The sequence below is a fragment of the Pseudomonas sp. YuFO8 genome (assembly GCF_035065025.1).
In the GTDB taxonomy this organism is placed as follows: domain Bacteria; phylum Pseudomonadota; class Gammaproteobacteria; order Pseudomonadales; family Pseudomonadaceae; genus Aquipseudomonas; species Aquipseudomonas putida_AE.
Genome location: NZ_JAXDEQ010000026.1, coordinates 43,016 through 67,711 on the forward strand (window position 1 = coordinate 43,016; position 24,696 = coordinate 67,711).

Here is a 24,696-nt window from a genome sequence, read left to right on the forward strand (position 1 = left end):
CATGTTCTGAAAGAAGTTGTGTGTAAAGTCGAAAGGAAATGTGTTTCATGTGAGGTGTTTGTGGAAGTGCAGGGATAATTCCTACAGCGTGTTCTTCTTTTGACTTTCTTGCTCGAGTTTTGCGTTGTGCCTGTTGATTGTGTATCGGGCTTGTGGTTAGGTTGTTGGGGTTGTGAGGCCGCTGTTATTACCGCAAGCACTAAAAGTAGCAAGTTAGGTGGGGGCGAAGATGCATGTAGATAAATATAGATGGCTTGTATTGGCTGTTGTTTCGATTGCACTTCTTCTGGTGGCGATTGATATGACGGTTTTATATATCGCGCTGCCCACTTTAACCCATGAGCTGCGGGCTTCTACCTCAGAAAAGCTTTGGATCGTAAATATGTATCCATTGGTGGTTGCAGGCCTTTTGTTAGGGGCTGGCACGCTTGGGGATCGGATCGGGCACAAACGAATCTTTATCATTGGCCTGCTCATTTTCGGCGCGGCGTCACTACTGGCGGCATTCTCACCAACTTCCGCTGTTTTGATTCTTGCTCGTGGACTTTTGGGTGTCGGGGCGGCAGCCATGATGCCGGCGACACTTGCAATCATCAGTTTGTCTTTTGAAGATGAAGATGAACGCTCTATTGCCATTGGCATTTGGGCAGCAGTTGCCTCCGGAGGTGCTGCTGCTGGTCCTTTGATGGGCGGGGCACTGCTTGAGTACTTCTGGTGGGGCTCGGTGTTTCTGATCAACGTTCCGATTGTGTTGATAGCATGTTTGTTGTCGGGATTGCTGATCAAAAATATCAAGAACGATTCTGCTCAACCTTGGGACTTGGTTGCTTCGTTACAAATCACGGTGGTGTTGATAAGTCTCGCGTATGCGATCAAGGAATTTGCCAAGCAGATGCCTACCTATGCGGATGTCATTCTGGCATTGCTGATCTGCATTTCCTTTGCCCTGCTGTTCGCCCGTCGCCAACGCAACAGCGAATTTCCATTGGTTGATATGCAGGTTTTTCGTAACCCTGCGTTTTCCTCTGCGGTTCTGGCCGGGTTGGTGGTAGCCGGGTGTCTGATGGGTATCAACCTGGTCCTTAGTCAACGATTGCAACTGGTTCTGGAGCTTTCTCCGTTGCAGACCGGGCTTTACTTCTTGCCTTTGTCTTTAGGCGCCATTGTTGGCAGTCCGTTGTGTGGTTGGCTTCTGCCGCGCTTCAGGAGCGACCGTTTTCTGTCGTGTGTGCTGACTGTGTACGCTGCGGGCATTGCCTGTTCATGTTCAGCTTCTCCTACTCCATGTACCTGCAAGTATCTTGTTTATTTCTGCTAGGGGCTTGTGTTGGAGCCAGTATGACGGCTGCATCAAATACGATTATGTCCGCCGCACCGCCCGAGCGTGCCGGAATGGCAGCCTCAATCGAAGAAATATCATATGAATTGGGAGGGGGGTTGGGTATTGCAATCATGGGCAGCTTGATGTCGGTTGTTTACAGTCGAACATTATTTATTCCTGAAAGCTCCATTGATGCAGAACTGGCCCGAGATGGTATCGATAGCGCGATACTGATGGCCGAACAGTTGCCGGGTGCGGTTGGTGATTCGCTGGTCATGAATGCACGACTGGCTTTCGATAATGCCGTGTTTTCGGTAATGGGAACGACTATTGTCTTGCTATTGATAGTTGCGGTGCTGGTTCGCTTCAACTTTACTCGTTCTGTTAAATCTTTGCCTGTTTAAAGAGTGTGTCAGGAATCTGAAGCTGGCGGGTGAAGATCAATCAGTCGCTTAAAATCTAGAAGAAATGAGAACGGTCGTTTGATTTTTTTATTCAATTCGTCCAAGGTAATATCCAACAGCACTTTGTGCTCTAGAAGCTTTAACACCTCACTACGGGAAAGCGAAAGCTTACGTGTCAGCAAATTGATCAGACGTACCGGTATAGGGTGCTCGAAAAGGACTTCAATGCGGACGGTAGCTCCATTATTAAGTGCATAGGGATCCGGGCCCTCAAGATAAAATTCCGGAGTGGGACCGAGTTTGGCGTTGTTTTTCTTCAAGGTAGAGTAGTCATAAGCGCAACGTCGAACTTGATCGAGGTTGTTATGCAGGAAGTGCTCGTGCAGTTCTGAATTGAGTTTGTTAGTGTTGATGCGGGAGAATATATCGATGTTCCACGTATAGTCACATTTTTCGCACTTGTAGATATTCCATACGTCAAGCGTCTTTTTCTGTGCGTTGACGCGAAAGCAACCTGAAGGATAAAATAATTTTCTAATTTCGCAGTTAGGGCAGCGCTTTGTTATCGATTGGTAGCCCACGGGCTTAACTAACCAATTTAGATGTCCGATTTTCATTGTTTAATCCTTGTTGGTATTTTCCTTAAGGTTTCATTTTTTTATTGTTTTGAACTGGCGCTCAAAGTTTATTTTGAGGTGAGCACTGGGCTGATTCGCCGGATCGGGAATGACTGGGTTTCGATAAGGTGTATGGTTGTTTGGTATGCGATAACACACAGTGGAATTGTAAAAAAAGTTGGCGTCTGCACGATTTTTTATTAGGTGAGAATACCCTCGGTGAAGCTCTCGGTGCCTCAGCTATTTGGACTGCTTAATTGCTTTTGGGAAAAGTCCTACGTCCAAGTGGTAAATGTCTGAAAGTCTTTGGCGTTAAAAGCAAAAGCAGACGGCTATCCACATGGCATTACGGCTTCGGCAGCGTGCGGCACATGCGTTTCCTGTTCAGTGAAAAGCTCGGCCTGACCCCAATCCAGTACCGCGACCAGTTCAACTAATAGTTTTGTCCGTTGTGCGCACCCTATTGGCCGTGACGCTCCCCCCATGGCGGTTGTACCGTCACCGGGGCCTGCCAAGATACCGCTGAACTCATTGCAAGGAAGGTACGGAGCCTGTCATGTGCCGAGCAGGTTTCCAGCGGATGAAAGCGTATGAACAGCCTCAGAAATGTAATCAGCGACACGGTGCTGCACTTTGGCCCCTACGCCTTCCACGTCAATCAGCGACTGGTTCGCCAGGGTGATCAGCCGCTGCGCCTGGGCGGGCGGGCGCTGGATATCCTGCAGGTGCTGGTTGAGCATGCCGGTTCGGTGGTCAGCAAGGACCATCTGATTGCCCAGGTCTGGCCGAGAACGGTGGTCGAGGACATCAACCTGCGCGTGCACATTGCCGCCCTGCGCCGGGCCTTTCGTGACGGGCAGGACGGGCACGGCTACATCGTCAACATCCCCGAGCGTGGCTACAGCTTTGTCGCGCCGGTGCGCCAGGCGCTGGAGCTCACGCCTTTGGCCAGCGACGCCTTTGCACCATCCCCCCACAACCTGCCGGCACGACTCACACCCGTCATCGGTCGCGATGCCGTGGTGGGCAGTCTGGTGCGCAAGTTGCCAGCGCGCCGTTGCATGACCCTGGTCGGGCCCTGTGGCATCGGCAAGACCACCGTTGCCCTGCGTGTCGCCGAATTGCTGTTGCAGCACTTTCGCGATGGCGTGTGGCGGGTGGATCTGGCGATGATCGACGACCCGGCACAGGTGGTCGACTGTGTGACGCGCACCTTGCAACTGGATGTGGGTACGACCCTGGACGCGCTGGGACAGTGGCATGCGTTGCTGGTCCTCGACAATTGCGAGCATCTGCTTGAACGCTGCCGGGCACTGGTCGAGCAGCTGTTGATTTCGGCACCGCGCCTGTCGATTCTCGTCACCAGCCGTGAGCCGCTGCTGGCCACCGGCGAAGAACTCTTGCCATTGCCGCCGCTGCTGCTGCCACCGACGTCGGCGGTACGTTGTGTCGATGAGGTCATGGGCTATTCGGCCGTGCAGTTGTTCGTCAGCCGTGCCCGCGCCCGCCAGCAAGGCTTTGCCCTGCGCGAGCAGGACCTCAAGGCTGTGCGCGAAATCTGTTGGCGACTCGATGGGCTGCCATTGGCTATCGAGTTGGCGGCGGCGCAGATCGATGCGCTGGCGCTGGTGGGGCTGCAAGCGCAACTGGACAACTGTTTTCAGCTGCTGACCCAGGGGCGGCGCACGGCGGTCCCGCGACACCAGACCCTGAAGGCGGCCCTGGACTGGAGCTATGAGCGGCTGAGCCCGATGGAGCAAACCGTGTTGCAGCGTCTGGCGGTGTTTAAATCGGCGTTTACCCTCGACGCGGCGATCGCCGTGATCAGTTGCGCGACGCTGCCGCCGTCCAGCCTGAGCAGCGTGATGCAAAGCCTGGCGCTCAAATCGCTGCTGGCACTGGAGCAACTGCGCGGCGTGACGCGCTACCGTTTCCTCAATACCACCCGTTGTTATGCCCTGGAAAAACTCGAACAGAGCGGGGCCTTGCGCACCTTCGAAATGCGCTACGCCGGCTACGTCAGTCACACCCACCGGCCATCAAGCCGACTCGTGGCTGTGGAGCTCGCCGAGTAGGCGTTGCGCGGTGGCCAGGTCCGGTGTGGCATGGCCTTCGGTAAACCGCTGGTGGATCGGCGACAGCAGCTCCCGGGCCTGCCGGTCGCGGCCCTGACGCTGCCAAAGCCGCGCCAACGAGGTGGCGCTGCGCAGTTCCCAGGCCAGGGCTCCTTGGACTCTTGCCACGTTGAGCGCCTTGCTCAGCAAGGTCTCGGCGGCACAGTCCTGCACCGGGCAATCAGCGGCCAGCAGCACATCGGCCCTGGCCCGCAGAATCTCCGCGGTGCTCCAGCCCGCAGCGCCGGACTCGGCGCGTTGCAGCAACTCATCATCGACCAGGCCGCTGTCGAGGGTGACCATGATTTCCTTGATCAGACCCACACCCGGACGCGGTAACGCATCGACTTCGGCATCGTCGATGACCAAGGCATAGTGTCTAGCCCAGGTATGGAACAGCAGCACCGAGTGTTTCTGCGCCTGTTCCAGCAGCAGGTGCAAGAGTTCTCGAGCGGTTCGGGCGTCGCCGTTGTAATGGGCGATCAGGCAGCCCGCCAGGGCCAGGGTGTAACAGATGGACGTGCCATGGTTGATCTGCAGTGCGATGTCCAGTGCCTGCCGGGCCGTACGCCAGGCTTGCTCCGGTTGGCCCTGGATCCAGAGGATACGGGCGAGGATGGTCAGCGCGGCGACGCTCTGGTCGTATTGCACGCCAAATCCATGGGTGAAGCGATTGAGATGGCCACTGTGGGCCATGCGCTGGATCACCTCTTCGGCGTTCATCCGGGCCCGCTGCTGATCGCCGGCAAAGTGCAGGGCCAGGACCCGCAGGCGGTGGGTGCTCAGGGACAGCATCGGGTCACCATGCAACCCCAGGCGATCGAATTGCTCGCTCTGTTCCAGGGCCATTTGATAGTGGCCGCAACTGAGGTTGACCGCCAGGTGCCCGGAGATGGCGCGCAGTTGTCCGGCTACGTCCTTGCAGTGTTCGGCCAAAGCCCGGGCGCTGACGAAGGCCTCGACGGTTTCGGTGGTGCCGCCCTGGGCGTGGTAACAGGTGCTGCCCAAGGCCAGTTTCAGCAGCATTTGCAGCCGTGGGCAGACTTCGGGCGCGGCATCGAGCAGGGCCAGGGCCTTGCGCACATAACCGCCGTACTCGTTGAGCAGCGACAGTTCCTGCCACAGCGGCGTGGACGTCGCGGTCAGGCGGATCGCCAGCGCCTGCGGCCCTGATGCAGACAGGCCCCAGTCGAGCGCCGCGCGGATGTCCTCCAGGCTGCGGGCATAACGCTCGATCCACAGACCGGTGGGGATCTGTTCCCAGTCCTCCTGCGCCTGTTGCATCAGGGCCAGGCACCGTTCGGCGTGGCGTTTGCGGGTGTCGGGCAGTTCAGTGCTTTGTTCGAGTTTTTCCAGGGCATAACGGCGGGTGGTGTCGAGCAGGCGGTAGAACACCTCTTCGTCACCGACGTCCACGATCAGCAGCGACTTGGCCACCAGTTGCATGATCGAGCCAAACACCTCGCGCGGTTCGATGTGTTCGCCCACGATCACCGCCGCGGCCGATTCCAGGGTAAAGCCACCGCGCAAGATGCCCAGGCGCCGCAGGCAGGTCTGTTCGCAGGCAGTGAGCAGGTTGAAGCTCCAGTCCAGCGTCGTGCGCAGGGTTTGATGCCGGCCCAGGTTCGTTTGGCCGCTGTGCGCGAGCAGGCGAAAACTTTCCTGCAACTGCGCCAGCAAACCGCTGAGGCCAAGGTTGGCGACTTGCGCGGCCGCGAGTTCCAGGGCCAGCGGAATGCCGTCCAGGCGCTGGCAGATCTCGATGACCAGCGGCAATTCGGCTTCGCTCAGCTCAAAGCTGTCCTGGTTGGCCATGGCCCGCTCGATAAACAGCTGTAGTGCGGAAAAACCCAGGGCCTGGGAGCGGTCCGGTACGGCAAAGGGCGGGGGGCAATCCAGCGGCTCCAGGCGCTGGACGAATTCGCCTTCGGCGCGCAGGCTCTCGCGGCTGGTGGCGAGGATGTGCACCTGCGGCGCGCCACCCAGCAGGCTTTCACAGAGCAGTGCCACGCGGTCGATCAGGTGTTCGCAGTTGTCGATGACCAGCAGCATATGCCGCTCGCGCAGGAACGTGGCAAGCGTGCTCAGCGGTTCGCTGTCGTGCAGGGACAACCCCAGCAATGTCGCCAGGTGGCCGGTGATCAACGAGGGGTCGTTGATCGGCGTCAGGTCCAGCAGGCGGATGCCGTCGCGGTAGTGGCCGATCAGTTGCTCGGCGACGCGCAGGGCGACGCTGGTCTTGCCGATGCCGCCGGGGCCGACCAGGGTGATGAAGCGCTGGCGCGGCAGTTGCGCCACCAGCCTGTCGACCAGCACCTGGCGGCCGATCAGGCGGGCGCGGCGCAGGGGCAGGTTATGGCCGCTGGATTCAACCAGGTCATTTTGCGGACGGTGTTCGATGGGCGCAAGCGACCATGGCGCGACAAAGCTGTAGCCGCGCTGGGCCACGGTGACGATGTAGCGCTGGCCAGCCTGGCCGTCGCCGAGGGCTTTGCGCAGGGCGGCCATGTGCACCCGCAGGTTGATCTCTTCCACCACGCTGTCGGGCCAGACTTCAGCGATCAGCTGTTGCTTGCTGACCACCTTGCCGGCGTGTTCCAGCAGGATCAACAGGATGTCCATGGCGCGTCGGCCCAGGCGCAGGGGCCGGTCGGATTCCAGCACCAGACGTTGTCCGGGGTAGATCCGGTAGGGGCCGAAATGCACAGCCTGTTCGAGGGCGAGGGTCAACGGGTTGCTCCTGTGTGAATGCGTCTGGAACGCACTTCTGGAGCATATTCCTCATATTTTTGCCGGCGCGCAATGCGTCGTTTATCACAGCGGTTGAACTCGGTGCTCGATGATCCGGGTGCTGCCCGCAGGCAGGTGATGTGGGGAGGGCGCGTACGGCCCGGCAACGCCACGCAAACGGATTGATGCCCTCGCTGCGGGTGAACATGTGGCAGAAGTGAGCCTGGTCGCAGAAGCCGCATTCGAGGCTGATTTGCGTGAGACTCAGGTCGGTGTGCTGGATCAGCTGCTTGGCCCGGGCGATGCGTTGCTGGCGAATCCATTCCTGTGGCGAACAGCCGGTGCTGCACTTGAACGCGCGGGAGAAATGACTGCGCGACAGCGAACAAGCCTGGGCCAGTTCGGTCACTTGCAGGGATTCGCCGAGGCGATCGAGGATCAGTTGTTTCACCAACTGTTCGCGCTGCGGACTGAGGCCGCTGGCGCTTTTTTCCTGGGGCTGCGCGACTGTCGCGCGAGCGGCGCTTTGCTGGAACTGAGCCATGGCGAATGTCCGAATGGGTAGGATTCATTCTTGAACCCCAAGGCTCTGGCGCGCGAGTTAAACGTTGTTAATTCCTTATGCAGGGTGGGCAGTCCTGGGTAAAGTCAGACACAATCGCCACCTCGCGCCTGGCTCAACACACAAGGGAACCGTGCCTATGAACCGTAACGATCTGCGTCGCGTCGACATGAACCTGCTGGTGATTTTCGAAGCGCTGATGTTCGAGAAGAACCTGACCCGCGTGGCGGAAAAACTGTTCATGGGCCAACCGGCCGTGAGTGCGGCGCTGGGGCGGTTACGCGATCTGTTCGACGACCCTTTGCTGTTGCGCAACGGTAGAAGCATGGAGCCGACGGCACGGGCGCTGGCGATTCTCAAGGAGCTGCAACCGGCCATGGACACCATTTCCGGCGCGGTCAGTCGCGCCAAGGAATTTGATCCGGCGACCAGTTGCGACGTCTTTCGCATTGGCCTGTCGGACGATGCCGAGTTCGGTCTGTTTCCGCCTCTGCTGAGCAAGCTGCAGGAAGAGGCACCGGGCATTGTCGTGGTGGTGCGCCGGGCCAATTACCTGCTGATGCCGGCGTTGCTGGCGTCGGGGGAAATCTCCGTGGGCGTCAGCTACACCACCGACCTGCCGGCCAATGCCAAGCGCAAGAAGCTGCGGGATATTCCCTGCAAAGTGCTGCGCGGTGACAAGCGACCGGGGACGCTGACCCTGGATGAGTATTGCGCGCGTCCCCATGCGATGGTGTCGTTTTCCGGGGACCTGAGCGGCAATATCGACCTGGATCTGGCGAAGGTTGGCCGCACCCGCCGGGTGGTGTTGGGCGTTCCGCAGTTCAGCGGCTTGCGCGCGTTGCTCGCCGGCACCGAGATGATTGCGACGGTGCCGGATTATGCGGCGTGTGCGCTGGTGGAGGGGTGTGGCTTGCGTGCCGAGGATCCGCCGTTCGAGATTGCCGCTGCGCAATTGTCGATGGCCTGGAGCGGGGTGCATGACAATGATCCGGCGGAGCGCTGGTTGCGGTCGCGGATCAGTCAGTTCATGTCGGAGCCGCTGTCGATCCCGGCGTGACCGCGGCGGCCTGCCGGCCAACCTGTATTTTTGCGGATGTACCCAACCCCTGTAGGAGCTGGCTTGCCAGCGAAGGCGGCTACCAGGCCAACCTATCTCCTACAGATGTACTCGGACCACTGTGGGAGAGAGCTTGCTCGCGATTGCGGTGGGTCAGTCAGCAACATTGTTGAATGTAAAACCGCCTTCGCTGGCAAGCCAGCTCCTACAGGGGGCTCGGGGTCCCTCGCAATAAGAGCACGTACATTCAATTTTTTCCTTTCTCGCCCCGGCATTATTCAATTCAATATTGTCTCGCCGGAGCCCTCCGCCATGCCTGATTCCAACGTGCTCGACTCGCCTTTCGAGGAGGTCGTGACCCTGGTCATCAAACACCGGGTCAGGGCCGGTTATGAAGTGCCCTACGAGGCCTGGCTGCGCAACATCGTCAGTGTCGCCGGACAGCAGGAGGGGCACCTGGGCGTGGATGTGATGCGCGGCAAGAACGCGGGCCTCGATATGTACACCTGCGTCCTGCGCTTTTGCTCCACCTCGGCGATGCAGCGCTGGCTCGATTCGCCCCAACGCCAGGCGCTGGTCAACGAAGCCACGCCGATGCTGGCCGACGGCGACCAGACCGAGGTCAACCCGGTCAACGAATTCTGGTTCGCCCCCCAAGTCGAGTCGGGCTCGCCACCGCCGCGCTGGAAGCAGGCCGTGGTGACGCTGCTGGTGATTCTGCCGCACACCTTGCTGGTGCCGCTGCTCTGGGGGCCGTTGTTGCGGCTCAACGCCGTGCTCTCCAACTACGTGGTCGCGACCTTCCTGATCACCCTGACCATCGTGCTGTCGGTGGTGTACCTGTTCATGCCGATGGCGACGCGCCTGTTCGCGCCCTGGCTGTCTTCTTCCACTGCGCCCAAGGAAACGCGATGAACGCCGATCTGATTCTGTTCAATGGCCAATTTCATACCGTCGACCGTGAAAACCCACGCGCCACTGCGGTCGCCATCAGCGAGGGCCGCTTCGTCGCGGTCGGCAGCGATGCCGAGGCCATGGCCTTGCGCGGTTCTGGCACGCAGGTGATCGACCTCAAGGGCCGTTGCGTGATCCCCGGCCTCAACGACTCGCACTTGCACCTGATCCGTGGCGGTCTGAACTACAACCTCGAACTGCGCTGGGAAGGCGTGCCGTCACTGGCCGATGCGCTGCGCATGCTCAAGGATCAGGCCGACCGCACACCCACGCCGCAATGGGTGCGGGTGGTCGGTGGCTGGAACGAATTCCAGTTCGCCGAAAAACGCATGCCGACCCTCGAAGAGTTGAACCAGGCCGCGCCCGATACCCCGGTGTTTGTCCTGCATCTGTATGACCGCGCCTTGCTCAACCGCGCCGCGCTGCGGGTCGCCGGCTACACCCGCAACACGCCGAACCCGCCGGGTGGCGAGATCGTGCGGGACTCGAACGGTGAACCCACCGGCATGCTGGTGGCGCGGCCCAACGCGATGATTCTGTACTCGACGCTGGCCAAGGGGCCGAAGTTGCCGCTGGAGTACCAGGTCAACTCGACGCGCCAGTTCATGCGCGAACTCAATCGCCTCGGCCTGACCAGCGCCATCGACGCCGGCGGCGGTTTCCAGAATTACCCGGACGACTATCAGGTGATCGAGCAGTTGGCCAGGGACCAGCAACTGACCGTGCGCATCGCCTACAACCTGTTCACCCAGAAACCCAAGGAAGAACTGACCGATTTCAAGAACTGGACCAGCAGCGTGACCCTGCACCAGGGTGACGACTACCTGCGGCACAACGGCGCCGGGGAGATGCTGGTGTTCTCCGCGGCGGATTTCGAGGACTTCCTCGAACCGCGCCCGGACCTGCCGCAAACCATGGAAGACGAACTGGAACCGGTGGTGCGCCATCTGGTCGAGCAGCGCTGGCCGTTTCGTTTGCACGCCACCTACGACGAATCCATCAGCCGCATGCTCGACGTGTTCGAGAAGGTCAATCGCGACATCCCGTTCAACGGCTTGCCGTGGTTTTTCGACCACGCCGAAACCATCACCCCCCGCAACATCGAGCGGGTGAGGGCGCTGGGTGGCGGCATCGCCATCCAGGATCGCATGGCGTTCCAGGGCGAATACTTCGTCGAGCGCTACGGCGCCAAGGCAGCGGAGGCGACGCCACCGATCAAGCGCATGCTGGCCGAAGGTGTACCGGTCGGCGCCGGCACCGATGCCACGCGGGTGTCCAGCTACAACCCATGGACCTCGTTGTACTGGATGGTCAGCGGCCGCACCGTCGGTGGCCTGGCATTGCACGCCGAGGGCCTGTCGCGCCAGACCGCCCTGGAACTGTTCACCCACGGCAGCGCCTGGTTCTCCTCCGAGCAGGGCAAGAAAGGCCAGATCAAGGTCGGGCAACTGGCGGACGTGGCAGCCTTGAGCGCGGACTATTTCAGCGTCGAGGACGAAGCGATCAAATGGATCGAGTCGGTGCTGACCGTGGTCGGCGGCAAGGTGGTGTATGCCGCCGATGATTTCGAAAAACTTGGGCCCGCCAGCGTGCCGGTGCTGCCGGACTGGTCGCCGGTGGTGAAGGTACCGGGCCACTGGCGGCCGAATTCGCCGTTGCAGGCGCAGGTTCACCAGTGCAGCGGACCCTGCGCGGTGCACTCCCACAGCCATGAGCGGGCGCGTCTGTCGAAGCGCCGGTGAGTGATTTCGCCGGGTTCTGGGGTGCCTTCGGCTGCTCGTGTTTTGCTTTCTAATCAACTTAAGCGACAACCATCCACCAAGGAGTTTTTCATGAGCAACGTTCCGTACAAACGCCTGAACAAAGACGATGCAGTGGTGCTGCTGGTCGATCACCAGACTGGCCTGATCTCGCTGGTCCAGGATTTCTCGCCCAATGAGTTCAAGAACAACGTGCTGGCCCTGGGCGACATCGCCAAGTTCTTCGAACTGCCGACCATCCTCACCACCAGTTTCGACAGCGGCCCCAACGGTCCGATCGTGCCGGAGCTCAAGGCGCAGTTCCCGGACGCGCCGTTTATTGCACGCCCTGGCCAGATCAACGCCTGGGACAACGAAGACTTCGTCAAGGCGGTGAAGGCCACCGGTCGCAAGCAACTGATCATCGCCGGCGTGGTCACCGACGTCTGCGTGGCGTTCCCGACCCTGTCGGCCCTGGCCGAAGGTTTCGAAGTGTTCGTGGTGACGGACGCTTCCGGCACCTTCAACACCACCGTTCAACAAGCCGCCTGGGCCCGCATGTCGGCCGCCGGTGCACAGCTGTTGAACTGGTTCTCGGTTGCCTGCGAGCTGCAAGGCGACTGGCGCAATGACATGGAAGGCCTGGCCAACCTGCTGTCGGAACGCATTCCGAACTACCGTAACCTGATCAACAGCTACACGACCTTTACTTCGAAGTAAGTCGACAGGCTGAAAAGATCGCAGCCTTCGGCAGCTCCTACAGGGGAACGCGTACAACTGTAGGAGCTGCCGGAGGCTGCGATCTTTTGCTTTGTAAACGTTGTAAAGTGTCGGACTGTCAATCAAGGCGCGACAATGAACCCGTTCGAAGATATGCGTATTTTTTGCCAGGTGATGGACTCCGGCAGCTTCACGGCCGCCGCCGATCAACTGGGATTATCCAAACAGTTCGTCAGCCGGCGCCTGATGCAGCTCGAAGCGCGTCTGGGTGTGCGGCTGCTCAATCGCTCGACAAGGCGGCTGGATGTCACGCCCCTGGGGCAAAGTTACTACGAATCGGCCTTGCGCCTGCTGGGCGAAGTCGAGCAGGTGGAGCAGGGCATCGCCGGGCAGACCACCGAGCCGCGCGGCACCATTCGCGTGAGTGCGCCGCTGTCGTTTGCGCTGGCGCATCTGGGGTGCCTGCTGCCGCAGTTTCTGCAGCGTTATCGTGACGTCACGGTGGAGGTGGACCTGAGCGATCGCCCGGTGGATTTGCTCGGCGAGGGCTACGACCTGGCACTGCGCATCGGCACGCTGGAAGACTCGACGTTGATCGCGCGGCGCATCGCTTCCATCCAGCGTGTCTACTGCGCCAGCCCGGCTTACCTGGCTGAGCGCGGTACGCCGGTCAAACCCGAAGACCTGCACCAGCATGACTGCCTGCCTTACGGTCATGGGCGTCAGGTGCAATGGCGCTTCGAAGGGCAGGGCAAGCCGCTGATGGTCAACGTCACCGGGCGGATGCGGGTCAACAATGGCGAGCTGCTTAAGGACGCGGCGATTGCCGGGATGGGGATTACCTATTTGCCGACGTTTATCGTCGGGGCGGCGTTGAAGGATGGGCGATTGGTGGCGGTGCTGGATGAATTTTGTCCCGAGCCGCTGACGCTGTCGGCGGTGTATCCGCAGCATCGCCAGGCGTCGCGACCGGTGCAGGTGCTGATCGAGTTTTTGCGCGAGCGCCTGGATCAGACGGAAGTTGTGTTGTAGATCGGCGGTTCACACAATCCACTGTGGGAGCCAGCCTGCTGGCGATGGCGTCAGGACATTCGACATTGATGTCGTCTGACCCACCGCCATCGCCAGCAGGCTGGCTCCCACAGGGTTTAGACCAGGTCAGTTGACGCGTTTGTCGTCGCCGGGTTCGCCAGCAGCATGCAGGCCGCGATCGTCACCGACTTCGCCAGCACGGTGAACGCCGTGGTCGTCGCCGACCTCGCCGGAGCGGTGAACACCATTGTCGTCATGCCCGGCCTGATGTACGCCATGATCGTCGCCCGGTTCAGAGTGGGTGCTGCTACGTCCGGAGTTAGAGGCTGTATTGCCGGCGTGTCCCGAAGCATGGTCGCTGCCGCCATGACCGCTGCCGGCGCTATTGCCGCCGTGACCTCCGCCATTGCCACCGCCGCTGCCACCACTGCCTCCGCCGTGGCCACCACCATTACCGCCGCCACCGCCACCGCCACCGCCACCACCACCGTGACCGCCGCCACCGCCACCACTGCCGCCACCACCACCGTGGCCACCGCCACCACCGCCCCCACCACTTCCGCCTTCTTTCGCCTGGGCACTCGATACCCCGGACAGGCTGTCCGGAATCAGGACGGTAGACGCCGATAAGACCGCGCCAATCGCTACCGCCAGTAATAGCTTGTTGATGTGCATGTCTTTCTCCGTCTTTTAATTCAAGTTGGAACGTTGATGAACAATGCAACGTGCTGCCATATTCAGTGGGTAAACACGCCTGGGTCCGGCTTTATTCGATGTCACAGCGAAAAAGACGGCGATTGCCGGCGCAGGCCCGTCCCAGAGCCGTCAGTGAATGCTTGAGGCCAGTTCGAATATCGGGATGTACATCAAAATCACGATCACCCCGATCAGCAGCCCGATGAAAGTCATGAGCAAGGGTTCGAACAAACGCACGAACCATTCGATCCAGCGGCTGATTTCTTCGTCGTAGAAGTCCGCACTACGCTCCATCATCTGCCCGAGGTTGCCGGACTGTTCGCCAGCGCGCAGCAGGCGCAGGGACACCGGGGTCACCAGGTGATTGAGTTCCAGCGCCGTCGACAGGGATTGCCCCTCGCGCACCCTTTCGCAGGCCTGGTCCAGTCGCAATCGGGAGGCCGGGGTGAGCAGGTTGCGGACCATGCCCATGGCGGTGACGAGGGGGATGCCGCCTTGCAGCAGGATGCCCAGGGAACGGTAGAACCGCGCCAGTTCGTACATGAAGATGCGTTGATGCACCGCCGGCAGTTTCTCGATCAAGCGGTCCAGGCCCCGACGAAAGGCCGGCTGGCGCTGGAGGAAGGCGAGGGCGATGACGATCGTCGCCAGTGCGCCAAAGAATTCGCCCTGGTGGGCGTGCAGGAACATGCCGCTGCTCATGAGGATCTGCGACAGCCACGGCAGGTTCGAGCCCAGTCCTTCGAACACCAGGCTGAAGCGCGGCACCACATAACCCATCAGGAACAACACCACGCCACCGCCCACCACCAGCAACAGCATGGGGTAGATCGAGGCGCTGACGATCTTCTGGCGAACCTCGTCCATGCGCTGGCGATAGCTGACGTAGCGGCCCAAGGCTTCGCCCACGGCGCCGGTCTTCTCGCTGGACTGGACCAAGGCGACGTAGAGCGGGGGGAACACCGCCGACAGTTGGCCCAACGCCTGGGAAAACGATTTGCCTTCGTAAAGCAGGCGCACCAGTTCGCTCAAGGTCTTGCGGGCCTGTGGCGCATTCTCTTTTTCCGCCAGGCTTTCCAGCGCATCGATCAACGGCAGGCCGGCATTGAGCAGGGTGGTCAGTTCCTGGCTGAACAACACCAGGTTGAAGGTCTCACGCTGCCTGGGGCGCAGCGCCCGCCAGTGCCGCTCGGCGTGCAGGCTGACCACCCGCAGGCCCTGGTCCTCGGCGATGCGCCGGGCTTCGCTGTCACCCGGTGCCTCGACAGTCATTGAAACCACACCGGCCTTGCCGACCGCTTTGAGGTGAAAACGCATGGTCGCCATTCCCGTCATTGCCAACTGGTGACTTCGGCGTTTTCGCCTTCGCCGCCGGGTTGGCCGTCCTTGCCCATGGACAGCAGGTCGTACTCGCCGTTTTCGCCAGGGTAGCGATAGTTGTAGTTACGGCCCCAGGGGTCCTGCGGCAGTTTTTTCTGCAGGTACGGACCGGTCCAATGAGTTTCGTCACTGGGGGCGGTGACCAGTGCCTGCAGCCCCTGTTCGGTCGACGGGTAATGGCCGACCTCCAGGCGGTACAGGTCCAGGGCCTTGCCCAGGCCTTCTATTTGCGCCTTGGCCACCTTCACTTCGGAACGGCCCAGTTGCGCGAAATATTTCGGCGCGACGATGCCGGCCAACAGCCCCAGCACCACCAGCACCACCAACAGTTCAAGCAATGTGAACCCGCGCTCGGCTCGAGGGGGAAAAGCACGCGGGGCGAAACGCAGACGCTGTTTCATGTTGACCTCACACAGTCGGCAGAAGGGTCGCGTCAACGGCTTATGCAATTGCCATGCAAAGCCCCGCTCAAGCTTCGGACATCCTCGTGCAGCCCCCGTATTCCGGCCACTCGCGCTTTCGGCACAGTGCTTGCGTATGGCTGATACGCGACTGGCCATTGGGGCATTACCCCCATTTTTCGGGGCCGGTCAGGGGAGGTAGAACCATGAAAACTCTCACCACAGGATTGCTTGGCATGATGCTGCTGGCCGGTGCTGTCCAGGCCGATGTGTTTGTTTCCAGGGACGCCAAGGGCGACTTCGTTTTGTCCAACGTCCATCGCCCCGGCCGCCACTACGAACGGGTGGTGCAAGAGGTCGAAGTGGCGGCGGTCAGCCTCGATCAGCAGCCGCAAATGATCGCTTCGCGCCCCTATGCCGAGCTGGTCTCCAAGGCCGCCACGGACAACGAGTTGCCGGCCGCGCTGCTGCACGCGGTGATCCAGACCGAATCGAGCTACAACGCCCGCGCCGTATCGCCCAGGGGCGCGGGCGGGTTGATGCAGTTGATGCCCGACACCGCCCGCGAGCTGGGGGTGAAAAACGTCTACGACCCCAAGGCCAACATCCAGGGCGGAGCCCGATATCTCAAGCGCCTGATGACGATGTTCGACAACGACATCGCCCTCGCCGTGGCCGCCTACAACGCCGGGCCGCAAGCGGTGCTCAGCCGTGGCGGGGTGATCCCGCCGTTCGCCGAAACCCAGCGTTATGTGCCCAGTGTGCTGCGCCAATACCGGCGCCTGCAGGGGCTGGCGGCGGATGCCCCGCTATGACGAACAGCTTGGGGCGAGTTTCCCCAACATTGGGGCATGGTGGCCCCGACGCAAAAGTGGGGAATGGGTGGGGAATATCCCCCGATGAATTGAATGGCGACTGTAACTGTTTGAAATAACGATAAATTTTTTATGGCATGCAGATTGCTCAAAGGGTTTTGTCGAGAATTATTCCCTGTGAGCACCCACAGCGAGGCCCGTGATCATGACCGGCACATTCCACGCTCCATCCGTCCTTCCCTGGCTGCTGTTGGCCGCATCGATGCTCGGCATCGAAGTCGCCGAAGCGGCAGCGCGATGTGAGCGCAACCTGGTGGCCAACGTCGTGGCGCTGGACCAGCCGCTGATGTTCAACCGCCTCGGTGCGCAGAACGTCAACGGCATGATGTTCGCCCTGCGTCGCGATGTGGTCGATGACCATGACGTCTCACTGGCCCAGGGTGGTGCGGCGGTGCCGGGCAAGGTTTCGCTGCGTCCCGACAAGCGTCCACGTCCGCTGGTGCTGCGGGTGGCCGCCGGTGACTGCCTGACCATCAACCTGCAGAACCTGCTGGCTTATCAGGCCAACCCCGGTTCCCACGACGGTGGCGAGGAAGAGGAGGGCGAGGAAGAAGAAGGCATCGAAGTGGGCGGTAACGAAAACTTCAAGGTCGACGAGCAAGTGGCCGACCGGCATGTCGGTTTCCAGGTCAACGGCATGCAAGCGGTCAACAGCATCGACGACATCGCTTCGTTCACCGGGCGCAATGCCAATAGCCTGATCGCTCCGGGCGCCAGCCGCTCATACACCCTGTATGCCGAGCGCGAAGGGGTGTTCGCCGCCAGCAGCCGTGGCGCAACTTTCGGTGGTGAAGGTGCGGCCGGCAACGTCGCCAACGGTCTGTTCGGCCAGGTCGTGGTGGTGCCCAAGGGCGGTCGCACCTACCGCAACACGGTGACCGAAGAAGAAATGCGCCTGGCGACCACAGGGCGCACCCCGGCCGGTCAGCCGATCGTCGACTACCAGGCCCGCTACCCGCAACGCGAGCCGTGGGTCCGTGAAGGCAAGGCCGGCACGCCGATCATCAACATGGTCGACGGCAATGAGATCATTTCCAGCGAGAGCGACGCGATCGTCATGGGCAGCAATGCCGACGGCAGTTTCCCGCCCTCCACCTATCCATTGGAATCGGTGGGCAAACGCAACCCGGCGCTTCCCAATCGGCTGGAACCGTTCCGCGACTTCGCCTCGCAGTTCCAGGATGAAACCGCAGCGACCCAGGCGTTTCCGGCCTACTGGGCCGACCCGGTGATGGCCCACGTGCTGGAGCCGACCCGCGATTCCTTCATGATCAACTATGGCTCCGGCGGCATGGGCGCCGAAGTGGTCGCCAACCGTCTCGGCGTCGGTCCGATGCACGATTGCCTGTCCTGCGCCTACGAAGAATTCTTCCTCAGCTCCCACACCGTCGGCGACGTGGCGATGCTGGTGGACGTTCCGGCCAACGCCGGCCTGGAAGGCATCACCCCGGGCCAGACTCCGAACGCCGACCAGGTGGGCGTCAAGGCGACCATGGCGCTGTACCCGTCCGAGCCGTCCAACGTCAACCACAGCTACATCGGCGACTTCGTCAAATTCCGCAACACCCACAACGGCCATGAACAGCACATTTTCCACCTGCACGGGCATCAGTGGCTGTTCAACCCCAACGATGACAACTCGGACTACGTGGACGCCCAGGGCATCGGTGCGGGCGCCGGCTACACCTATGAAATCGCCAACGGCGGTTCGGGCAACCGCAACCGGGTAGCGGGCGACGCGATCTACCATTGCCACTTCTACCCGCACTTCGCCCAGGGCATGTGGGCCATGTGGCGGGTGCACGACGTGTTCGAAGAAGGCACCAAGCTCGAAGTCTCGCAGCAAGGCAACGACGGTTACCACAGCGAGCCCTATGCCCTGCGCAGCGGTAAACCCGCGGCGGGCGCACGGGCCTTGCCCGATGGCGAAATCGTCGCTGGCACACCCATCCCTGCGGTAGTGCCGCTGCCCGGCAAAGCCATGGCACCGATGCCAGGCAAAGTCGCCGTGGTACCGAAAATCGGCGAGGGCCTGTTGGCCGCCAACGACGATGACGATGAAGAAGAGGGCGACGATGACGGCGAGCACCATGGCGGCAGCGGCGGCGCCCAGGCCATCGGTTCCCTGGCCCTGGTCGATCGCAGCGAAGCCAACCGCAACGCCGACGGCACCCTGAAAAACCCTGGTTATCCATTCTGGATCGGCGGCATGGAAAGCTCGGTCGGCCAACGCCCACCGACTCCGCCGCTGGACATGCTCGACGCTGCCACGGCGCAGGCCTTGAAAGCCACGGGCAAAGCCTTGTGGGCCAACCTTGACCCGGCTCAGTCCGGTGGCTGGGACGGTGGCCTGGGCCGCCATGTGCTGGACGGCATGTCTGCCGGTGGCGAGGCCGAGACCATTACCACCTCGCTGGATTTCTCCAAGACGGTCACGCGCGCCAAGCCGATCTACCTGCCGGAAGAGGGCACCGAAGTCGAGCAAGCGGCAATGGCCTTCCACGCCAAGAAAGACCATCCAAGTTTCGCCCTGCTGCCGGGCAACCAGATCGTCGCACGGCCTTTCCGCACCAACGGCGCCTTGCCGATGGCCGGTGCGCCATTCTATGAACCGTGCATGGACGACCGGCAGAAACGCCTGAGCAGCAGCGCCGGCATCGGTGAATTCAACAGTGGTGAGCGGCTCGACGGCATGTCCTTCATTGGCTCCTCGAGTTTCACCGCCGACCGTCCGCGCATCTACAAGGCGGCCAACATCCAGTTCGACGCGGTGTACAACAAGGTCGGCTACCACTTCCCGCAAGCGCGCATCCTCGCGCTGTGGGAAGACGCCTGGCCGGTGATCACCAAGCAGCGTCCACCAGAACCTCTGGTGATGCGCATGAACACCTTCGACTGCGTGCAGTACCAGCAAACCAACCTGGTGCCGGCCACCTATGAGATGGACGACTATCAGGTGCGCACGCCGACCGACGTGATCGGCCAGCACATTCACCTGCCGAAGTGGGACCTGGTGTCTGCCGATGGTTCGTCCAACGGCTGGAACTACGAAGACGGCGTACTTTCCCCAGGTGCGGTGCAAGAACGCATCCACGCCATCCGCGAGTTCAACCAGTGCGAAGGGGCTGATCCACGCGACGGCACGCCGGCCTGCCCGAAAGCCAAGAACCACCCGTACTTCGGTCAATATGGCCGGGCTGACTGGGTCGGCGCGCGTACCGCGATGCAGCGCTGGTTCGTCGATCCGGTGGTGAACGCCAAAGGCGTCGACCGTGGCCTGGGCACCATCTTCACCCACGACCACCTCGGCCCATCGACTCACCAACAGATTGGCCTGTACGCCACCGTACTGGCAGAACCGGCCGGTTCCACCTGGTTCCACGCCGAGACCGGCGAGCCGTTGTACAGCGGCGCGCGTCAGGATGGCGGACCGACTTCGTGGCAAGCGGTGATTAATACCGGTGACATCGACGGCGATGGCAAGAACGACAGCTTCCGTGAGTTCTTCCTCGAGTACAGCGACTTCCAGCACGCGTATGAAGCCGGTGTGTACGTCGGCGCAGGCCCGGACGGCAAGCCGAATGCACAAGCCTTCCCGGCTACGGCGGACAGCTTCCGCTACGCCATCAACCCGCCTGTGCGTAACAACGCCAGTACCTTGCTGGACGGCATTGTCGAAATGCAGGGCGGCATGCTGCCCGGCTGCCCAACCCGGCCATGCCCTCAAGCCATTTCGGTGGATGACCCGGGCATGTTCGTGGTCAATTACCGCAACGAACCGCTGGCCCTGCGGGTGTACGACCCGAACAAGGTCGGCCCGGACGGCAAGCGCGGCATGCAGGCCGATGGCCTGGGCGGCGACCTGGCGTACGCCATGCAAAGCCGTACCGACCGTGCGATCCCGGCGATGAACCTGGCGCCGAACCTGATCACCGCGGCCACCGGCCCAACCGGCGGCACCACGCTGTTCCCGCCGCACATCAACAAGGGCGGCGCCGAGCCTGGCGATCCGTTCACCCCGATGCTGCGGACCTACACCGGCGACAACGTGCGGCTGCGGGTGCATGCCGGTGGTCACGAGGAGGAGCACAACGTCACCCTGCACGGCGTGAAGTGGCTGCAAAGCGGTTCCGGTTTCGGCAACAGCTCCAACTCCGGCTGGCGCGCGTCGCAGATGATCGGCATCTCCGAGCAGATGGGCTTCATTGCACCGGTGTCGATGCTGTCCAGCTCAGCGGCCACCACCGGTGACTACCTGTACTCGATGGATGCTTCGATCGAAGGCTACTGGAGCGGCATCTGGGGCGTGATGCGCAACTACACGGCGCAACGCAGCGATCTGTTCGCGCTGCCCAACAACGCCAAGCCTACCGGCATGCGCAACACCGTGGCGTTCGACGGCATCTGCCCACGGTACGGCGCCAACCCGAACGGTATCGGCACTAGGCCGACCCCACAACGCAACTATGAAGTGGTGGCGGCATTGGCCAACGACATCCTCCGCAACCCGCTGGGCCTGACCATCGGTGATCCGGCGGGTCTCGGCCAGCATGTCGGCGGGCCGTTGAATCCGGCCGGCGGCACCCTGGTGTTCAACTCGCGGACCGTGAGCATTCCGCAGGTCACTGTGTTCGACCCTGAAGACGGTGAAACCATCACCATCGGCGGGCAAAGCGGGCCGCTGCATGACCCGACCGCGATCCTGTATGTGCGCAAGGCCGACCTCGACCCTGCCACCGGCAAGCTCAAACCCGGTGTGCCAGTCGAACCCCTGGTGCTGCGCGCAGCGGCCGGTGACTGCATCAATGTCACCCTGGAAAACCGTCTGCCGAGCGTGATGCCGGACCTGGCCCAGACCGCGGTGATGCAAGGCATGGTCAAGCGTGATCGCAACAGTGGCACCGGTTCGACCACCTTCAGCAACAACCTGATGCGGCCGTCGAGCCACGTGGGTCTGCACGCGCAATTGCTGGCGTACGACATCACCAAATCCGACGGCACCAACGTCGGCGCCAACCCGACCCAGACCGTGCCGCCGCGTGTCGGCAGCAGCGGAGCCTACCCGACCCGTACCTACCAGTACTACGCCGGGCACCTGGAGCGTGAAGGCAAACCGATCACTCAGTTGGGACGTAATGTCGACAACATCAACGCCACGGCGATCGAGTTCGGCGGGTTGAATTTCACTCCGGCGGACGTGATCAAGCAGTCGCAAAAAGGCCTGGCCGCTGCGGCGAGCATCCTGCCGGTGGGCGCCACCTGGGTTGACGACACGCGCAAAGTGAATGCCACGGTCACCGCACCAGGGCAAACCAGCTACCGCGACTTTGCGATGGTCTGGCAGAAGGCCTTGAACATTCGCTGGGCCAATGGTCGGCCGGTGGAAGGGATTGCCGCGGAAGGGTTCGGCGTGCCGAACGATCCGCAGGACAACTCGAGCATGGCCATCAACTACAGGACCGAGCCGATGTGGTACCGCTTCGGCCTGGCCCCGGATGCACCGTTCGGCCATGCCGATGGCGCGGGCTACGGCGACATGGTGAACGCGCACATGGCCTACAGCAATGCGCTGGTGGGTGGTGATCCGCAAACGCCGGTGCTTTACGCGAGGCCTGGGCAACCATTCCGTACGCACATCCTGATGCCTACCGGCGGCAGTCGCGGCACGACCTTCCAGCTGGACGGGCACGTCTGGTCGACCAACCCGTTCCTGTCGGAGAAGAGCGATACCGGCGGCTATCCAATGGGCACCCCTGGCGTGGGCTCGGTGAAGTTCGGCTACAACCCGATGTCGATGTACATCGGCGCCCGCGAGAGCGTCCTGCCGGCAGCCCACTTCAGCTTCATGCTGCCGAGCGCCGGGGGGGTCAACGCGATACCGGGTGACTACCTGTTCCGCGATTACGCCGCCTACGGCAACACCTCCGGGTTGTGGGGGCTGTTGCGGGTGACCAACGAAGCGGAACCGGCGCCAGCGCCGTAGGGCAGGCAAACGCAACACCTGTAGGAGCTGGCTTGCCAGCGAAGACGGAGTGTCAGACACATCAATGTTGAATGTGCTGACGCCTTCGCTGGCAAGCCAGCTCCTACAGGGGGCGCGGTGAGGCAGGGATAGATCTGAAGGGGAGAGTGACATGAACAGGACCATCAAAATCGCCAGCGTGGCGCTGATCGTCGGGGTCGCGCTGATCTGGTTCGGGGTGTGGCGCACATCGCCGCCGACCCTGCTCAGCGACATTGCGCTACCCGACACCTGGAGCGACCAGACCCTTGAACGCGACGGCGTGTCGGTGGCCCTGGAAGTACGGCCGCTGGCCGAAGGCGGCGTGTTGCGCGAGGGTGAGTTTGCCGACGTGCGTTTCAAGGTCACCGACAAGGCGTCCGGCCAACCGCTGGCGGGCATCGCCCCCGGCGCCTGGATTGACCCGGAAACCGTTGCTGCCGACCAGGCCCAGGGCCGCGAACAGAGCTGCAAGGCCCGGGTCGGGGTGTTCCTCAAGTCGAGTATCGGCGCACGGCCGCTGCTCGATCTCAACAGCTATTTCCTGATGGTGATGAACCGTGATGCCAGCGTCTCGGTGGTCGACCCGTCAGTCTCGGTGGGCGGTATCACCAGCACCCTGACCCGCATCGACATCAAGCAACCGCCGATGGATTGGGTCACCCCCAGGGACAACAAGCGGGTATTCGTGTCGATGCCGACGGCGGGCGAAGTCGCGGTGATCGACAGTGAGCAATTCAAGCTGATCGACTCGGTGGCCGCCGGGAGTAACCCGGTGCGCGTGGCCTTGCAACCGGACGAGCGCCTGCTGTGGGTGGGCAACAATGCTCCGTCGGCCGAGCAATCCGGGGTCACGGTGATCGACACCGCCACGCTCAAGACCCTCAAGCACCTGGCCACCGGCAGCGGCCACCACGAGATCGCCTTCAGCAAGGACAGCCGTTTTGCCTTTGTCACCAACCGCGACGACGGCACCGTCAGCCTCATCGATATCGCCAGCCTGACCATCGCCAAGCAGCTCAAGACCGGTTCGCACCCGCTGTCGGTGGCGTACTCGCCACTGTCCGACGCGGCCTATGTGGCCGATGGCAAGGACGGCACGGTGACCGTGGTCGATGCCGCGAGCCAGTCGGTGCGGCGGGTGATCAAGGTCAAGCAGGGCCTTGGCCCCATGGGCTTCAGCGCCGACGGGCGTTTCGGCATCGTGCTCAATACCCTGGAGAACCAGGCCGCGGTGATCGATGCGGCCAACGATGCGCTGATCCATGAACTGGACGTGTCCGCCGAACCCTACCAGGTGGTGTTCACCAAGGCCTATGCCTACGTGCGCGGCCTGGCCTCGGCCAAGGTGACGATGATCAACCTGGCGTCCCTCGGCGAAGGCCGCAAGCCGATCAGCCAGGGTTTCGAAGCCGGGCCGCAGCCACCACGGCTGGCCGGTGACCTGCCCCTGGCGTCGAGCCTGGCGGTGTCGCGGGACGACAACGCGGTGTTTGTGGTCAACCCGGTGGACAACACCACCTACTTCTACGCCGAAGGCATGAACGCGCCGATGTCCGGCTACCCCAATCGCGGGCAGGTGGCGCGGGCAGCACTGGTCATCGACCGCAGCCTGCGCGAGGTCGAACCGGGGCTGTACAGCTCGCGGATCAAGCTGCCGGCGGCGGGGCGCTTCGATGTGGCGTTCCTGCTCAACCAGCCCAACATCATCCATTGCTTCAGCGCCGTGGTGGAGACCAACGACAAACTCCCGCCCGTCGCCGGCGTGCCGAAAGTGGAATTCATGCTCGACAAGACCACGGCTGCCTTGGGCAGCCCTTATGTCGTGCGTTTTCGTATCGTCCAGGGCAAGCAGAAGGTCCAGCGCAGCGGGGTCAAGGACGTGCAGGTGCGCTACTTCCTCGCGCCGAGTTCACGGCCCCAGCACGTCGCAGCACGGGACGTCGGCAATGGCATTTATGAAGCCCCGGTCACCCTTGACCAAAAAGGCGCCTGGTACCTGCACGTGCGTGCGGCGTCCCTGGGCGCGAATTTCGACGACCAGACTTTTGCCAGCGTTCGGGTAACCCCAGGCATTGCTCATTGAAGAG

13 protein-coding genes and 3 pseudogenes are annotated in these 24,696 nt (G+C 61.8%); 10 read left to right on the top strand and 6 right to left on the bottom strand.

Features of this window, described 5'->3' with window-relative positions; translation table 11 throughout:
* The first annotated feature begins 229 nt into the window (after nucleotides 1–229).
* Nucleotides 230–1,725 (top strand): annotated as a pseudogene (locus tag SOP95_RS21420) (MFS transporter).
* Nucleotides 1,726–1,733: 8 nt separating this feature from the next.
* Here SOP95_RS21420 and SOP95_RS21425 read toward each other — a convergent pair.
* Nucleotides 1,734–2,342, bottom strand: coding sequence for a DUF1062 domain-containing protein (locus SOP95_RS21425; RefSeq protein WP_323608231.1), 609 nt, complete (start codon nucleotides 2,340–2,342; stop codon nucleotides 1,734–1,736).
* Between the two features lie 590 nt (nucleotides 2,343–2,932).
* Between SOP95_RS21425 and SOP95_RS21430 the strand changes: the two genes are divergently transcribed.
* A complete protein-coding gene (locus tag SOP95_RS21430) occupies nucleotides 2,933–4,417 on the top strand; it encodes an ATP-binding protein (protein WP_323608232.1) in 1,485 nt (494 codons plus the stop codon).
* Here the strand turns inward: SOP95_RS21430 and SOP95_RS21435 are convergent.
* Nucleotides 4,382–7,186, bottom strand: a complete 2,805-nt coding sequence (locus tag SOP95_RS21435; protein ID WP_323608233.1) for an ATP-binding protein — start codon at nucleotides 7,184–7,186, stop codon at nucleotides 4,382–4,384. The genes SOP95_RS21430 and SOP95_RS21435 overlap by 36 nt on opposite strands.
* A gap of 130 nt (nucleotides 7,187–7,316) precedes the next feature.
* Nucleotides 7,317–7,730, bottom strand: a pseudogene (locus tag SOP95_RS21440) (helix-turn-helix domain-containing protein); the annotation flags it as partial.
* A gap of 157 nt (nucleotides 7,731–7,887) precedes the next feature.
* On the opposite strand from SOP95_RS21440, the gene SOP95_RS21445 reads away from it, so the two are divergent.
* The 5 genes and pseudogenes from SOP95_RS21445 to SOP95_RS21465 all read left to right on the top strand — a co-directional run bounded on the left by SOP95_RS21445 (nucleotide 7,888) and on the right by SOP95_RS21465 (nucleotide 13,253).
* The gene (locus SOP95_RS21445; protein WP_274076653.1) at nucleotides 7,888–8,808 is read left to right on the top strand and encodes a LysR family transcriptional regulator; all 921 of its coding nucleotides are present in this window, start codon (nucleotides 7,888–7,890) and stop codon (nucleotides 8,806–8,808) included.
* A gap of 312 nt (nucleotides 8,809–9,120) precedes the next feature.
* Nucleotides 9,121–9,723, top strand: a complete 603-nt coding sequence (locus SOP95_RS21450) for an antibiotic biosynthesis monooxygenase (RefSeq protein WP_274076654.1) — start codon at nucleotides 9,121–9,123, stop codon at nucleotides 9,721–9,723.
* Nucleotides 9,720–11,557, top strand: a pseudogene (locus SOP95_RS21455) (amidohydrolase). Before SOP95_RS21450 ends, SOP95_RS21455 begins: the two are co-directional and overlap by 4 nt.
* A 37-nt stretch (nucleotides 11,558–11,594) precedes the next feature.
* The gene (gene ycaC / locus SOP95_RS21460; RefSeq protein ID WP_323608234.1) at nucleotides 11,595–12,221 is read left to right on the top strand and encodes an isochorismate family cysteine hydrolase YcaC; all 627 of its coding nucleotides are present in this window, start codon (nucleotides 11,595–11,597) and stop codon (nucleotides 12,219–12,221) included.
* Between the two features lie 135 nt (nucleotides 12,222–12,356).
* The gene (locus SOP95_RS21465) at nucleotides 12,357–13,253 is read left to right on the top strand and encodes a LysR family transcriptional regulator (RefSeq protein ID WP_323608235.1); all 897 of its coding nucleotides are present in this window, start codon (nucleotides 12,357–12,359) and stop codon (nucleotides 13,251–13,253) included.
* A 126-nt stretch (nucleotides 13,254–13,379) separates the two neighbouring features.
* On the opposite strand, the gene SOP95_RS21470 is transcribed toward SOP95_RS21465, so the two are convergent.
* The 3 genes from SOP95_RS21470 to gspG all read right to left on the bottom strand — a co-directional run bounded on the left by SOP95_RS21470 (nucleotide 13,380) and on the right by gspG (nucleotide 15,730).
* Nucleotides 13,380–13,928 (bottom strand): hypothetical protein, encoded by a 549-nt coding sequence (locus tag SOP95_RS21470; RefSeq protein ID WP_323608236.1) that lies wholly within the window; start codon nucleotides 13,926–13,928, stop codon nucleotides 13,380–13,382.
* Between the two features lie 150 nt (nucleotides 13,929–14,078).
* On the bottom strand, nucleotides 14,079–15,266 hold the full coding sequence (locus tag SOP95_RS21475) for a type II secretion system F family protein (RefSeq protein ID WP_274076659.1): 1,188 nt from the start codon (nucleotides 15,264–15,266) through the stop codon (nucleotides 14,079–14,081).
* 14 nt (nucleotides 15,267–15,280) lie between these two features.
* On the bottom strand, nucleotides 15,281–15,730 hold the full coding sequence (gene gspG / locus SOP95_RS21480; RefSeq protein WP_274076660.1) for a type II secretion system major pseudopilin GspG: 450 nt from the start codon (nucleotides 15,728–15,730) through the stop codon (nucleotides 15,281–15,283).
* Between the two features lie 206 nt (nucleotides 15,731–15,936).
* Here gspG and SOP95_RS21485 point away from each other — a divergent pair, with 206 nt between their 5' ends.
* The 3 genes from SOP95_RS21485 (at nucleotide 15,937) to SOP95_RS21495 (ending at nucleotide 24,692) form a co-directional block, all read left to right on the top strand.
* Nucleotides 15,937–16,545 (top strand): lytic transglycosylase domain-containing protein, encoded by a 609-nt coding sequence (locus tag SOP95_RS21485; protein ID WP_274076661.1) that lies wholly within the window; start codon nucleotides 15,937–15,939, stop codon nucleotides 16,543–16,545.
* 205 nt (nucleotides 16,546–16,750) lie between these two features.
* Nucleotides 16,751–22,588, top strand: coding sequence for a manganese-oxidizing multicopper oxidase MnxG (gene mnxG, locus SOP95_RS21490; protein WP_323608237.1), 5,838 nt, complete (start codon nucleotides 16,751–16,753; stop codon nucleotides 22,586–22,588).
* 151 nt (nucleotides 22,589–22,739) lie between these two features.
* Nucleotides 22,740–24,692, top strand: a complete 1,953-nt coding sequence (locus SOP95_RS21495; RefSeq protein WP_274076663.1) for a YncE family protein — start codon at nucleotides 22,740–22,742, stop codon at nucleotides 24,690–24,692.
* Nucleotides 24,693–24,696 lie beyond the last annotated feature (4 nt).